The following is a 13,144-nucleotide window of genomic DNA, read 5'->3' as shown; positions in this document are numbered from 1 at the left end:
CAGAACTCAGGCGGCATCTGTCTTGCGCAGCAGTTCGTAGATCTGCTCCTTCAAGACCAGCTTTTGCTTTTTCAGCAACTCGATATCGTTTTGATAGGCAGGAGAGTTTTTGTCTTCCAGCTGTTTCACTTCATGGTCCAGCTTGTTGTGCTCGTCAAAAAGACGGCTGAAGTGACGGTCATTGGCACGCAGGTGGGCGATTTGCTCACGGTACTCAGGAAACATGCTTGGCCTTTCTCAAAAGCGCATTGTGAGAAGAAGCTGCCTGACCGGATGGTCTGCTGCAGCGCCTTCAGACCATTCTTGCATAGAGCTTTGCAGCTGGGAACTTGCAATATGTAAGCGAAGTGTGTTTTATTGAGTCAGCGCAGATGGGCAAGCATTTCCTGCTCTGTTTTTTAAACTTTTCCGACCTGTGTGGACAACCATTGCATGCTGTCGTGCAGCTCCTGCGGGTGGATGTTGTGCTGGCAGGGATATTCGTGGTAGCTCAGGGTGACGGGCAGAGCCTGTAAGTGGTCGCGAATAGCATGTGCGCTGCGCAGTGGAATGACCTGGTCCAGCGTGCCATGGCTGATCCAGGCATTACGGCCTTGCAGCTGCGCTGGTGCCACTTGCAGCGGCAGGACTTCAGGTAGCAGGCGGCTGTGCCAGATGCATACACCGTGCATCAGCTCAGGCTGCGTTAGCAGCAGGCTCAGGCTCATGATTCCGCCCTGGCTGAAGCCGCCAACGATCACGCGCTCTGCGGGCACGCCCAGCTGTTCGCTGGCCAAGCGGATGGTCTCTGCTACCACAGCGCGGCTGTGCTGTTCCTGCGCGCTGTCTATGGTGCGGGAGCCATCGGCATTCACCGAGAACATAAACCATGCATAGGCATCGCCCCCCATGGCAAAAGGCGCCTGCAGGCTGAGCAGGTGATAGTCAGCAGGTACATGGTCAGCCAGACCAAACAGGTCCTGGGCATTGCTGCCCACACCATGCATCAGCACCAGCAGCCAGGGAGTTTCAGTTTCGGCTGCTGCGGGGCGGTACAGACCATTCAGAGGAAGTTCAAGCATGGTGTTTCAGGAGTAAAAAATGGCTCTAGGGCTTATCCAACAAGCGCTGGTAGCTATGCTTTCTGGTTCAGTGCGAAGGCATCCATGGCAAGCGTGCCATACATCACCTCACGGCTCAGATATTCAGCCTGCGCGTTTTGACCGCCTGCGCCCAGCGCGAAGTACAAGGTGAGAAAGTGCTCATCGGTGGGGTGGGCACGCTGCGCATGGGGTGCACGCTCTTGCCATTGCAGCAGGGTGTCAATGTCTCCGGTCTGTATCTGCATTTCAATCCAGCGGCAGAACTCGGTCACATAGTCAGCGGTGGGCTGTGCGCCGCGAAACAGCTCGCGCAGGTTGTGTGTCATGCTGCCGCTGCCCACGATGAATACGCCTTGTTCGCGCAGGCTTTGCAGGGCTTGGCCCATGGCATATACATCCGCTGCATCAGCCATTTGTGGCAGCGCTACTTGCACCACGGGGATATCGGCCTGTGGGAACAAATGCATCAAGGGCACCCAGGCGCCGTGGTCCATGGGGCGATTGGGATCCAGGCGCGCACCAAAGCCTTGTGCGCTGAGCAAATCTGCCACTTCCTGCGCTAGAGCAGGGCTGCCTGGTGCAGGGTACTGCAGCTGGTACAGCGCTGGAGGAAAACCGCCAAAGTCATGCCAGGTTGCAGGCGCGGGGTGGGCCATGACTTCCACAAAAGGTGACATCCAGTGCGGAGACATGATGACAATGCCGCGCAGCTGCGGATGGTGGGCGCGCAAGTCCTTGCCCCATTGCTGCAGGGCTGGGCCGGTGCTGCCAGGCTCCAGGGCGAACATGGGGGAGCCGTGTGAAACAAACAGCGTGGGCAGACGCTGGGCATGGGACAGGGATGTGCGTGTGTTTGACATAGTCTCCATCTTAGGTCGTTGCAGTGTTAACACTAGTCATGTATTGCAGCACGCACTGTCCTGAGAATGCGGTTAATGTGGCAGCACCTGCTTCAGCAGGCCTTGGCCAGAAGTGGCAGCAGTGCGGCGTGAAAGGCATGGGGCTGCTCATACTGCACCCAGTGGCCAGCGCCAGCAATGCGCTGCATGCCTTGCCATTGAGCGGCGTGGTCGCCCATCAGCGCAGCAACGGTGTCTAGATCATCCGGGTAGAGCGCATCGAAAGCACCATAGATGGCAGCCACCGGGCATTGCACCTGGGCCAGTGCGCGCAGCAGGATATCGGTGCTGGAAATACGGCGGCGTGGCAGGCGGTCGCGGCGCACATTGGCCACATGCAGGGCTACGGTGTCCCGGTCAATGCAGCTGCTGTCATGCAGCATCAGTGCACCCAGGTTGTAGATGTGGTGCAGCAACTGTTCGCGCGGGTCTTGCAGGTGGCGCCAGCCTTTGAGACGAAATGGCTGCTTGCTGTGCAGCCCTATGCCAGGGGCCCCCACCAGCACCAGCTGCTCCACCAGATGCGGGTAGTTGGCAGTGAGCATGCCAGCCGTCATGCCGCCAAAAGAAAAGCCCAGCAGTCGCACAGCCTGCAGGGGAGATAGCGTCTGCAGCAGATCTGCCAGCACGGGCAGCATGCCGTCGGCATCGGAGACGCCCGGTGGGACATCTGAGTCACCAAATCCTGGCAAATCGACCGCCCACACATCATGCCCCGCTTCCAGCAGCGGGCCGATGCTGCGTACCCAGTGCGTCCAGCTGCCGCTGCCGCCATGGAATAAGACCAGGGGGGGGAGCCCATTGGGCTGTACAGCGGCCCAGTGGTGCACGGTGGTGTGTCCACCTGCATGGGGATGGGTCAGTCTGGTGGCGCTGGCTTGCCAGTGCAGTACCTCCAGGCTTTGCTGCTGTCCTGCCGCAATGGCTGCGATGGCTTCAGGGCTGTCCGCCCAGGGCAGGGTGGAAGGTGTGGTGGATGCATGCATGAGGCGGTGGGCGCTGCTCACCACTGTGCGACAGCGTCAATTGCAATGCCGTAGCCAGCGACACCCAGCCCGCAGATCACCGCGCGCGCTACGGGGGACAGATAGGAGTGATGACGGAACGCTTCGCGCGCATGCACATTGCTGATATGCAGCTCCAGCAGGGGCACACCTGTACCCTTGACGGCATCCATCAAGGCAATGCTGGTGTGGGTGTAGGCGCCGGCATTGAAGATCAGCCCAGCCAGTTCCCCCCTGGCATGCAATTGCCCGGCCTCATGGATCCAGTCAATCAGCTGACCTTCGTGGTTGCTCTGGTGAAAGCGCAGCGTCAGGCCATGTCGCGCTGCGGTCTGCTCGCACAGTTGCTGCACATCGGTCAGCGTCTGCGCGCCGTACACCGCAGGCTCGCGTGTGCCGAGCAGGTTCAGATTAGGGCCGTTGAGGACGAATACGGTTTTAGCCATGGCAAACACTCTTCAATCAAACACCAGGAGCCGCGATTATGCGGCTCCTGTAAGCCCTGGCCATCGCTTTTAGCGACGATGGGGTGGCGGCCCGTAATGCACGTAACCGCGGCGTTTTGGGGCGTGCTTGTAGTGTCCGGGTGGAATATGGTGGCGAGGAGGTGGTCCATAGAATCCGCGAGGGGGTGGTGCGTACACCACATAAGGCGGTGGCATATGGCGCACGGCACGCGGTGGTGGCGGAGGAGGAGGCGGAGCGACATAGACCGGGACGCCTGGTACATAAATTCCGATTGATACACCGACATTGCCTGCCTGTGCCTGAGTGGCTGCCAGTGCTGCGAACAGGCTCACAGTCGCCAGACAGCGTATGCCAAGGTGGTGAGTGAGTGCTGTGTGCATGTGATTTTTCCCTTCTGAGCTGCTGATAAGCCTCATAACGCTGCAGCTTACGTTTTGGATGTCGGCACAAAGGTAAAACAACGGTAAAGGCGTGTGTCGGTTTGTTTGCAGCGGTGCAGACCTGTATGCCCTGCAGAGCAAGGGGCATGGCCTAGAACACCCGCAGTGCCAGCTTTCTCTTGCAAGGCGGCCTACAATCATCAGGATATGAGCACACCCGCCAACACCAACAACGACACATCGGAAGTGGTCAAGCCCACCAACTTCCTGCGACAAATCATCGAAGCCGACTTGGAAAAAGGCACGCATGCTGGCCGCCGCTGGGGCGGTGCGCCTGGCGATGCCCAGCACCATGAACAGGGTCAGGTGGATGAAGCCAAGATTCGCACGCGTTTTCCGCCCGAGCCCAATGGCTATCTGCACGTAGGTCATGCCAAGTCCATCTGCCTGAACTTTGGTCTGGCGCGTGACTACGGCGGTGTGTGCCACCTGCGCTTTGACGACACCAACCCAGAAAAAGAAGACCAGGAATACGTGGACAGCATCAAGGATGCCGTGCAGTGGCTGGGCTTTGACTGGAAGGATGCACGGGGCAACAGCAACCTCTACTACGCCAGCAACTATTTCGACTTCATGTACCGCGCCGCCGTGTATCTGATCGAACAAGGGCTGGCCTATGTGGATGAGCAGTCGGCCGAAGACATGCGCGCCAACCGTGGCGACTTCACCCGCCCCGGCGTGAACAGCCCCTTCCGCGACCGCAGCGTGGCCGAGAACCTGCAGCGCTTTGCGGACATGAAGGATGGCAAGCTGGCCGATGGCGCTGCGGTGCTGCGCGCCAAGATTGACATGGCTTCGCCCAATATCAATCTGCGTGACCCAGCCATCTACCGGGTGCGCCATGCCGAGCACCACAACACCGGCAACCAATGGTGCATCTACCCCATGTACACCTTCGCGCACCCCATTGAGGACGCGCTGGAGCACATCACCCACTCCATCTGCACGCTGGAGTTTGAAGACCAGCGCCCCTTCTATGACTGGTTGCTGGACCACCTGCGTGAAGGCGGCCTGATTGCCTCTCCCCAGCCCCGTCAGTATGAGTTTGCACGCCTGAATCTGACTTACGTCGTCACCTCCAAGCGCAAGCTCAAGCACTTGGTGGACAGCGGCACGCTGACTGGCTGGGATGACCCTCGCATGCCTACCATCGTGGGCCTGCGCCGCCGTGGCTATACGCCTGAGTCGATCCGCAACTTCTGCGAGCGCATTGGCGTGACCAAGGACTACAGCTGGATTGACTACGCCACGCTGGATGGCTGCCTGCGCGAAGACCTGGAAAACAAGGCCCACCGCGCCATGGTGGTGCTGGACCCCGTGAAGCTGGAATTGACCAACTGGGCAGAAGTCTTTGGCGCAGCGGACCACGTCGAACAGTGCAGCTTGCCTGCTCTGCCACACCATGCAGAAGGCGAAACTGTGCCTGAGCGCCAGTTCACGCTGGGCCGCGAAGTATGGATTGAGCGTGAAGACTTTGCCGAAGTGCCTCCCAAGGGCTACAAGCGCCTGTTCCCCGGTAACAAGGTACGCCTGAAGGGCGGCTATGTGATTGAGTGCACAGGCTGCGAAAAAGATGCTGACGGCACCATCACCAAGGTGCTGGCCACTGTGGTGCCTGACACCAAGAGCGGCACCCCTGGTGCGGACTCTGTCAAGGTCAAGGCTGCCATTACCTGGGTGGGTGTGCAGGATGGTATTGAAGCCGAAGTGCGTCTGTACGACCGTCTGTTTACCGATCCACAGCCTGATGCAGGCGGCAAGGACTATCTGAGCCTGCTCAATCCTGACAGCCTCAAGGTCGTGAAGGCCTATGTGGAGCCCTCGCTCAAGGCGGCGCAGCCTGACGACAAGTTCCAGTTCGAGCGCTTTGGCTACTTTGTGGCCGATCGCAAGGACCACACGGCCGACAAGCCTGTGTTCAACAAGATCACAGGTCTGAAGGACTCCTGGGGCAAGTAATTCTGGGCATTGCTTCATCTGCATAAAGGCTGCTTCGGCAGCCTTTTTTCATGTGCGCAAGCATGTGCAGATGGGATTTTGTATTCATAGAGTTTTTGGCCTCTAGCGCCGATGAAATAAGCGCGAGTAGCTATAAAAATCAAGAATCAAAGCGTTAAAACAACACTTGGTGCGTACTTACACTGCGCTTTGCCTGCCATACCTACAATCTCGCAGCGCAAGCCGTTTGCTTGCCCATGCAGATTTTGAAGAGGCATTCATGAAAAAACTAGCCATTGGTGCAGTGAGCATCGGCGCGCTGGCTGTCGCTGGCGCATTGGCAACCAGCTATTACGTTGGCGGGCGTATTGAGCAAGCCATTGAGCAAACGGCAGATTCCTGGGCAGAGGGCAGCGGCGTCACCGTACAGGTGATGGACTATGAGCGCGGCATCATCAGTTCCAAGGCCACCACGCTATGGTCGATTGCTACCGAAGATGACACCTATGAAATCACGGCCAAGCATGACATCCTGCATGGACCATGGCCCATGGGTAAAGCCGCCAAAGTGGTGTCCCGCTTCCTGCTACCTGAAGGTACAGACCCTGCACTGGTCAAGGCCCTGGAGCAGCGCGCACCGCTGGAATGGACGGCATTGGCGGACTGGTCGGGCGCAACCTCCAACCACATGGAGTCACCCAGCTTCAAGGCAGCGTTTGAAGATGGTTCAGCCCTGACCTGGGGGGGGCTGCAGATGGAGTGGACGATGTCTGCAGAGATGGATGCCACCAAGGGCTTTGCACGCATGCCTGCTGTGCAGGCTGAAGAGCAGGACGGCAGCCGCATGGAAATGTCCGGTGCGGAGCTGAGATTTGATGCCCGTATTCCACAGGGCTACAGTTTCTGGCTAGGTTCCAGTGCCATGCAGCTGGAGCATCTGAATGTGCGTGATGCCACCGATGAATCGACGGTCAGCGTGCAGGGCGTTGAGATCAAGAGCGTGAACCAGCTCAAGCAGGAATTGCTGAGTTCGGACATGTCGCTGCATGTCAAGGAGCTGCAAAGCCCGAGCTTCAGCACCAAGAACATCCTGCTGCAGATCCAGGCAAACAATATCAATGCGCCCTGGTTTGAGCAGTGGATGGGCATGATGCAGACGGCAGGCAGCACAGATGAGCAGGTCAACCAGCTGATTGAGACGCTGCCTCTGCTGCTGGAAGGTAAGCCAGAGCTGCAGATCCAGCGTCTGAGTATGGACAGCAGTGATGGCCCGGTGGCGCTGTCCGCTTTCCTGCGCTATGTAGGCGAACAGCCGCAAGCCTTTGACCCTGCCATGGATATGGCCGGGCAGGTACAGCTGTCCATGCCTGTGCAGTTGATCAAGCTCATCATGGACGGCCGAGTGCGCAACGACTATGTCCAGTTGCTGGAGCAGATGGGGAGTGAGGTTGAGGAAGAAGAGCTGCAGGCCGCCGTCGAAAAGGGTGTGCAACAGCGTCTGCAAATGCTGATTGATAACGGCGTTCTCAAGCAAGGGGCAGACGGTGTGAGTGCGACCCTGAGCTTCTCGGAAGGTGAGTTCAAGCTCAATGAGCAGCCCCAGACGCTGCAGCAGCTGCTGAGCATTGGTAGCGTGCTGTAAGCAGCAGCGATACCGCGTTCCAAACAGCAAGGGCTACCCATGGGTAGCCCTTTTTGTTAAGAATATGGCTCTAACGCTGATGTAGAAAGCGTTAGCAGCTATTAATTTTAAGCGTATGCCTGTGTGCCGTGCTTGCCGTCCACCAGCTTGCCAGCGGACAGCGACATCATGAGCAGCGCAATGCGCTCGTGCATGATCAGCGTGTGCGTATTGCCACTTTCCACCATGTACTGACGCAACTGCTCGCGCACCTTGGCTACGCCGGTGACATCGATGATGATGTCCACCTCCTCGCCCTGGCGCACAAAGTCCATGAAGTTGTCAGACACGGGCACGCCGTGCTCACGGGCCAGGGCGATGCCGGGCAGATCCAGATTCAGATCTGCCACGCCTGCGACCTGAGTAAAGCCAGATTGCAGCAGTTGCTGCAGCAGTGGTGCACCGGTTTCTCCTGCGCCAATCATGACGATACGAAATGCTTGCATGAATGTTTTCCTTCAGTCAGTCTGTATGGCAGTTGCGCCGTGCAGCATGGCTGCAAAGTGTCATGCCAGCAGGAATAGAACTTTCTGCGCAAGCTCAAGAATGCAGCGTTTCAAGCTATGGAAAACAGAGAAAACAAGAGGTGAATACTCGCCTCAGAAGGCCTGTCATGACGGCCTGTGAATGAGGTTTACTTGCTGCCCGTACGTGCAGAAGCAGGGTCGATCAGCAGGTAGCGGTGCATGAGTTCAAAGAAGCTGTCGTAGAACTTGTCGCTGCTGACGGTTTCACTGCCAATCTTGATCATAGAGTCATGACCGGCAGCCACTGGTACGGAGACGGTGCCGAGCATGCTGACGCCAACACTGGCGGAGTTGCTGGCCATCTTGAGAGCAAAGGTGTCTTGCAGCGCGCTCACGAAACCTACGCTGAGTGTGTTGTCGCTGCCTTCGATCACGCAGGTCACGCGAATATTCATCTGCACATGGCGGTCGGCCTTGGGCTGAAAGCTTTTCTGGCCTTCCACCACTTCCTTGTCAGCCTTGTTGATGACATATCCCTGGCTTAGCAGTGCCCGGCGTGCAGCTTCACAAGTCTGTGCGGGAGTCGCTTCAAACATGCGTGAATACGTAGCAGCAGAGCCAAATTGCTCCTCTACCTTGGGCATGGCCTCCGGCATCTGGCTATGCCCTAAGCCAGAACAGCCTGCCAGCAGCATTGCGATGCCAAGGCCTGTAAAAGCTGCGTTCATCCCGTGTGTTGACTTGCCCATGCGTACCAGAAACATGACCGAATTCCGTAAAGCCGTCATTGTGCACCTTGTGAAAAAAACCAGCTTGTTTTCGTGTAAATTGCTCACTTTTTAGGAGCTTAAGAGGTAGTGTACTCAGACAGAAAGCAGGCGTTTTACAGATAATTTGTCTCAAAACGTATCGGGAAGAAATATCACAAACAATTAGATACAACGAACTGAAGGTGCAGGGCTTCTAAGGGCAAGCTCTAAGCTGCAGTTTCATATGCTTGGATCTTGCTCACGCGGCACATAAGAGCTTGTTTCGAAGTCAAGACAACAAGCTTGGTTGCACCCGTTGGCCGCAGGCTGACAGAAGCGCGTGAGTAGCTCATAACGAAAAGGAAATGGCGCGATGTCGTCTCTGAAATCAATTGCTGCAGCTTGTGTACTGACCACCTTTGCGCTGGGCTGTACGCATGCCACGGATGTGCAAAAACGTCCACAACCAACGAGCGCGTCGACGCCTGTCTCGCTGCAGACCCATCACTGGCAGTTGAACCAGGTGCGAGATGTGGATGGCAGCACCGACATGCAATGGCAGCGTAGCGTTGCAGCCAGCCGCGTTCCTGTGGAGCTGCTGTTCACTGGCGAGAATGCACTGGTGGTCAAGCGCCTTTGCAACAACATGCATGGCAGCTATGAAGCTCAGGGTGATGCGCTGCAAGTCAGCCGCATGATCTCCACCATGATGGCCTGCAATGATGAAAAGATGATGGCTCTGGAGCGGCAGGTCGCCCAGCAGCTGCCCAAGGTGCAATCCTGGAAGATCACCGGTTCTGAGAATGCGCCTGTACTGGCGCTTACTTTCCAGGGTGGGGTGGTCTGGGAGCTCAAGGGCAAACCCACCTATGAAACACTGTATGGTCCGAGCGAGCAGATGTTTCTGGAGGTTGCTCCCGATAAAGTAGTCTGTCACCATCCATTGGTGGAGAACGCGCAGTGCTTGCAAGTGCGTGAAGTCAAATATGATGCCCAGGGTATCAAGCAAGGCTTTGGCACATGGGGCAATTACTATGGCTCCATTGAGGGCTACAGCAAGCAGCCCAATGTGCGCAATATTTTGCGCATCAAGCGCTATACCAATCAAAATGCACCAGCTGATGCATCCAAGTATGTGGATGTGCTGGACTTGGTTGTTGAAAGCGAAATCAAGCGCTAAGTCTCGTCATCGACACACTTTCTACAGTGCAAACAAACAGCCCTTGCTTCAGGCAAGGGCTGTCTGTTTATGAAGCAGGGCCTGGGTGGTTCAGGCGAAACGGAAAGTTCCGTTCACGAACATGGATGCGCGATGGCCAGAATCGCTCATTTCATCTGCGTGGGACCAGAAGGCCTTGACGGTGCAGGTCTCTGTATCAATGACCTGGCTGACGGTAAAACCTGTTTTTTCCACCCAGTTCAGAAAATGCAGCTTGTCAGACAGTTGCAGGTAACTCAGGCGTTCCTGTCCCTGTGTGACATTGCCGTGTTTGTCCGTTACTTTCCACTTCAGCTCTCCGCGCACTGAATAGCTCACATACGCTGTACTCTCTGGAAACTCTATGACTGCGTTTCGTCCGAGTAAAGCTCCTGTGTAGTGCATTGTCATTTTTGAATTCCTTCACCTACTGTGCCAGCATGTGCTGGCCGTGCATGCAAGCAATTGTTGAATTGCTTGTTGTGCATGGCCTGTGGGAGGACTGCTCGATATAAAGCAAGTTTTGTGGACTACAGCATTCAGACTTTGTGTGCTCAGAAGTCCCGGAGGCTGCGCGCCAGACGGAGTTTTTCCAGTTGCTGTCGCAGCTGCAGGCTTTGCTGCTGCAGGATGTGATGCACATGCTCTGGTAACGCGTACTCGCAAGCACGCTGGTAGGCCTGCAGCAGCTCATACTCTTTTTGCTCACACTCCAGCAGCAGGGACTCAGGGTCAGCTTCCAGCAGATGAGACTGCATGGAACTCCAGTGCCTGCGCATTTTGTGGACCAGTCTATGGCTGAACGACTGTGATGTACGCCGTACGACGGGAAGCTTTGCCAGACTGTGTGAAAAGTCACGCAACATCCGTGCATGCTGATTGACGACTTCGGTGACAAAGTCACTCACGCGCATTTGTGCAAGGCGTGTCAGTTCACCAGACAGATGCAGGCCGTGCCGATAGAGTGACTTCAGCATTCTGGCCATTTCCGGTGTCAGCGAGGAGGCTGGTGCGGCAGGTTGCTGCCATGCATGCTGCTGTTGCAGTGCATGCCGCCAGCCGTCCTGGACAGCAGAGCGCGCTTCTTTCCATGACAGCAGACTGGTGGTGCGCTGGCTGCTCCACTGCTGGGCAAGATGTGCTTCGAGCGTGTCAAAGCTTGAGAGTGGGTGCTGTACGGCATGGAGCCAGCCCAGCTCATACGCAGGCTGGTATTGGTCGTAGCTGCGTCCCGCTACGTAATAGGGGCGGTGTGCAAAATGTTTGCGCCAGTACTGATTTTCCAGATCGGCCAGCAAGCGCATCTGTATGTCAATGACACTGAGCGTGTAGGCGTTTTGGGCGCCCAGTAGCTGGGGGGCAGACGGTGTTGCTGATGGTGTGATGTAAAACCGCATATGAAGTGTCAATGGATGCATGTACGGCTTTCTGCACCGCAGCAATCAATTGTCAACGACTGCAATTTTTTGACAGTCGGTAGAGATAAGCGGTAGATGTAGGACGAATAGCGGGGGCTGCGCAAGCCGTGGTGCCAGTCGCTGACTCCAGTATGAGACTGCAGTGCTCTAGCGATGCCTTCAGAGTAAGCGCCTGCTGCTGAATATCTGATCCCCTGCAAAAAACAAATGCCGTTCACGGTTGTGAACGGCATTAGCGGTGGTGGCGCGGTGGTTTATCGGGCTTCGTCCTGGGCCAGACGCTCTGCGCTGTCTAGACCGAGCTCCTGAATTTTCCGGGTAATGGTGTTGCGGCCAATCCCCAGGCGCTGGGCAGCTTCCATTCTGCGGCCATGGGTCAGCGTAAGCGCGGTGGCGATGAGGCTGGATTCAAATTGCTGGCTCAGAATGTCCCAGACATCCTTGCCTTCAGTCTGCAACAGTTTGCGAGCTTCGGCTTCCAGCAAGCTTCTCCAGTTGTCTGCAGCCGCCAGGCCTTCTGGCGCAGCTTGCACCGTGGAGGCCGTATTGGGCAGTGGTGAAGGCGTATCCAGCGGCTGGCCTTCTGCTTCTGCCAAGGCTGGCTGTGGCGCTGGCTTGCCATCGCTTTCCAGCACCTCTGGGGGCAGGTCCTGCAGGGAAATCTGCTGCGCAGGTGCCATTACTGTCAGCCAGTGGCAGATGTTTTCCAGCTGGCGCACATTGCCCGGGAACTTGAATTGCACCAGGCGCTGCAGGGCAGCTTCGGAAATGCGTTTGGGTTCTACGCCGAGCTGCTTGGCACTGCGCTGCAGGAAGTGCCTGACCAGCATGGGAATGTCTTCCGCGCGCTCACGCAGGGAAGGCAGGCGCAGGCGAATCACGTTCAGACGGTGGAACAAGTCTTCGCGGAAGACGCCGTCCTTGACGCGCTGCTCCAGATTCTGGTGGGTGGCTGCAATCACGCGCACATTGCTCTTGACGGCTGTGTGACCACCGACGCGGTAGAACTGCCCGTCAGAAAGCACGCGCAGCAGGCGTGTCTGCAGATCAAAAGGCATATCGCCAATTTCATCGAGAAAGAGTGTGCCGCCTTCGGCCTGTTCAAAGCGACCACGGCGCTGGGTTTGGGCGCCCGTGAACGCGCCACGTTCGTGACCAAACAGCTCGGACTCCAGCAGATCTTTTGGAATGGCGGCCGTGTTGATGGCTACAAAGGGGCCATTGGATACGGGAGAGTGCTTGTGCAGTGCGCGTGCGACGAGCTCCTTGCCTGCGCCAGACTCACCAGTGATCAGCACGGTCACTGCGCTCTGGCTCAGGCGGCCAATGGCGCGGAAGACATCCTGCATGGCTGGGGCTTGTCCCAGCATTTCAGGCATGGCACTGATACGCTCTTCGGCGACCAGCTCATGCTCGGTTTCTTCCACGGCACGGCGGATCAGCTCTACGGCCTTGGGCAGGTCAAAAGGCTTGGGCAGATATTCGAATGCGCCGTGCTGGAATGCAGAGACTGCACTGTCCAGATCCGAATATGCCGTCATGATGATGACGGGTAGGCCAGGGTGCTGGGTGTGTACCTCTTCCAGCAGCTGCAGGCCGGAGCCGCCAGGCATGCGAATATCGCTGACCAGTACCCGGGGGCCTTGATGCGATGGATCACCCTCAGGAATCTCTGCCAGTGCATGCAGCACTTCACGAGGGTTGCTGAAACTTCGGGTTTCCAGATTCTCGCGAGCCAACGCCTTTTCTAAGACGAAGCGGATCGAGGGGTCGTCATCTACTATCCAGATCGGCTTCATA

13 protein-coding genes are annotated in these 13,144 nt (G+C 57.1%); 3 read left to right on the top strand and 10 right to left on the bottom strand.

Annotation, left to right across the window (positions count from 1 at the left end; translation table 11 throughout):
• Positions 1–6: 6 nt before the first annotated feature.
• The 5 genes from F7P80_RS13655 to aroQ form a co-directional block, all read right to left on the bottom strand.
• Positions 7–225: an HP1242/YdcH family protein gene (locus F7P80_RS13655; protein WP_054066402.1), complete on the bottom strand. Its 219-nt coding sequence runs from the start codon at positions 223–225 to the stop codon at positions 7–9.
• 173 nt (positions 226–398) lie between these two features.
• Entirely contained in the window at positions 399–1,061 is a 663-nt protein-coding gene (locus F7P80_RS13650; RefSeq protein WP_058879623.1) for an alpha/beta hydrolase, read from the bottom strand.
• Between the two features lie 53 nt (positions 1,062–1,114).
• The gene (locus F7P80_RS13645; protein ID WP_114070918.1) at positions 1,115–1,942 is read right to left on the bottom strand and encodes a dioxygenase family protein; all 828 of its coding nucleotides are present in this window, start codon (positions 1,940–1,942) and stop codon (positions 1,115–1,117) included.
• A 92-nt stretch (positions 1,943–2,034) separates the two neighbouring features.
• Entirely contained in the window at positions 2,035–2,988 is a 954-nt protein-coding gene (locus tag F7P80_RS13640; protein WP_249041478.1) for an alpha/beta fold hydrolase, read from the bottom strand.
• Positions 2,985–3,431 carry a type II 3-dehydroquinate dehydratase gene (aroQ, locus tag F7P80_RS13635; protein ID WP_151045522.1) on the bottom strand — a complete coding sequence of 149 codons (447 nt, stop codon included), beginning with the start codon at positions 3,429–3,431 and terminating at the stop codon, positions 2,985–2,987. Before aroQ ends, F7P80_RS13640 begins: the two co-directional genes overlap by 4 nt.
• 609 nt (positions 3,432–4,040) lie before the next feature.
• Between aroQ and F7P80_RS13625 the strand changes: the two genes are divergently transcribed.
• Both F7P80_RS13625 and F7P80_RS13620 read left to right on the top strand, forming a co-directional pair.
• Positions 4,041–5,852, top strand: a complete 1,812-nt coding sequence (locus F7P80_RS13625; RefSeq protein WP_151045519.1) for a glutamine--tRNA ligase/YqeY domain fusion protein — start codon at positions 4,041–4,043, stop codon at positions 5,850–5,852.
• A gap of 259 nt (positions 5,853–6,111) precedes the next feature.
• Positions 6,112–7,473: a DUF945 family protein gene (locus tag F7P80_RS13620; protein ID WP_151045517.1), complete on the top strand. Its 1,362-nt coding sequence runs from the start codon at positions 6,112–6,114 to the stop codon at positions 7,471–7,473.
• 107 nt (positions 7,474–7,580) lie between these two features.
• On the opposite strand, the gene F7P80_RS13615 is transcribed toward F7P80_RS13620, so the two are convergent.
• Both F7P80_RS13615 and F7P80_RS13610 read right to left on the bottom strand, forming a co-directional pair.
• Positions 7,581–7,958 (bottom strand): MDR/zinc-dependent alcohol dehydrogenase-like family protein, encoded by a 378-nt coding sequence (locus F7P80_RS13615; RefSeq protein ID WP_151045515.1) that lies wholly within the window; start codon positions 7,956–7,958, stop codon positions 7,581–7,583.
• Positions 7,959–8,146: 188 nt separating this feature from the next.
• The gene (locus F7P80_RS13610; RefSeq protein ID WP_240183973.1) at positions 8,147–8,623 is read right to left on the bottom strand and encodes a DUF2242 domain-containing protein; all 477 of its coding nucleotides are present in this window, start codon (positions 8,621–8,623) and stop codon (positions 8,147–8,149) included.
• 478 nt (positions 8,624–9,101) lie between these two features.
• Here F7P80_RS13610 and F7P80_RS13605 point away from each other — a divergent pair, with 478 nt between their 5' ends.
• Positions 9,102–9,908 carry an META and DUF4377 domain-containing protein gene (locus F7P80_RS13605; RefSeq protein ID WP_151045513.1) on the top strand — a complete coding sequence of 269 codons (807 nt, stop codon included), beginning with the start codon at positions 9,102–9,104 and terminating at the stop codon, positions 9,906–9,908.
• Positions 9,909–9,998: 90 nt separating this feature from the next.
• On the opposite strand, the gene F7P80_RS13600 is transcribed toward F7P80_RS13605, so the two are convergent.
• From F7P80_RS13600 to ntrC, 3 genes are all read right to left on the bottom strand, one after another.
• Positions 9,999–10,337 (bottom strand): MoaF-related domain-containing protein, encoded by a 339-nt coding sequence (locus F7P80_RS13600; RefSeq protein ID WP_151045512.1) that lies wholly within the window; start codon positions 10,335–10,337, stop codon positions 9,999–10,001.
• A gap of 143 nt (positions 10,338–10,480) precedes the next feature.
• Positions 10,481–11,323 (bottom strand): hypothetical protein, encoded by an 843-nt coding sequence (locus F7P80_RS13595; RefSeq protein ID WP_151045510.1) that lies wholly within the window; start codon positions 11,321–11,323, stop codon positions 10,481–10,483.
• 275 nt (positions 11,324–11,598) lie between these two features.
• A complete protein-coding gene (gene ntrC, locus F7P80_RS13590) occupies positions 11,599–13,143 on the bottom strand; it encodes a nitrogen regulation protein NR(I) (RefSeq protein ID WP_151045509.1) in 1,545 nt (514 codons plus the stop codon).
• Between the last annotated feature and the right edge of the window lies 1 nt (position 13,144).

Origin of the sequence: Comamonas kerstersii, assembly GCF_008801935.1 — a bacterium.
Lineage (GTDB): Bacteria > Pseudomonadota > Gammaproteobacteria > Burkholderiales > Burkholderiaceae_C > Comamonas > Comamonas kerstersii.
Note: the sequence above shows the minus strand (reverse complement) of the source record. Positions and strands in the feature narration are given on the sequence as shown.

Coding starts and splice junctions, on each gene's coding strand:
- F7P80_RS13655 (WP_054066402.1), bottom strand. CDS start 225: ATGTTTCCTGAGTACCGTGAGCAAATCGCCCACCTGCGTGCCAATGAC.
- F7P80_RS13650 (WP_058879623.1), bottom strand. CDS start 1,061: ATGCTTGAACTTCCTCTGAATGGTCTGTACCGCCCCGCAGCAGCCGAA.
- F7P80_RS13645 (WP_114070918.1), bottom strand. CDS start 1,942: ATGTCAAACACACGCACATCCCTGTCCCATGCCCAGCGTCTGCCCACG.
- aroQ (WP_151045522.1), bottom strand. CDS start 3,431: ATGGCTAAAACCGTATTCGTCCTCAACGGCCCTAATCTGAACCTGCTC.
- F7P80_RS13625 (WP_151045519.1), top strand. CDS start 4,041: ATGAGCACACCCGCCAACACCAACAACGACACATCGGAAGTGGTCAAG.
- F7P80_RS13620 (WP_151045517.1), top strand. CDS start 6,112: ATGAAAAAACTAGCCATTGGTGCAGTGAGCATCGGCGCGCTGGCTGTC.
- F7P80_RS13615 (WP_151045515.1), bottom strand. CDS start 7,958: ATGCAAGCATTTCGTATCGTCATGATTGGCGCAGGAGAAACCGGTGCA.
- F7P80_RS13610 (WP_240183973.1), bottom strand. CDS start 8,623: ATGCCCAAGGTAGAGGAGCAATTTGGCTCTGCTGCTACGTATTCACGC.
- F7P80_RS13605 (WP_151045513.1), top strand. CDS start 9,102: ATGTCGTCTCTGAAATCAATTGCTGCAGCTTGTGTACTGACCACCTTT.
- F7P80_RS13600 (WP_151045512.1), bottom strand. CDS start 10,337: ATGACAATGCACTACACAGGAGCTTTACTCGGACGAAACGCAGTCATA.
- F7P80_RS13595 (WP_151045510.1), bottom strand. CDS start 11,323: ATGCGGTTTTACATCACACCATCAGCAACACCGTCTGCCCCCCAGCTA.
- ntrC (WP_151045509.1), bottom strand. CDS start 13,143: ATGAAGCCGATCTGGATAGTAGATGACGACCCCTCGATCCGCTTCGTC.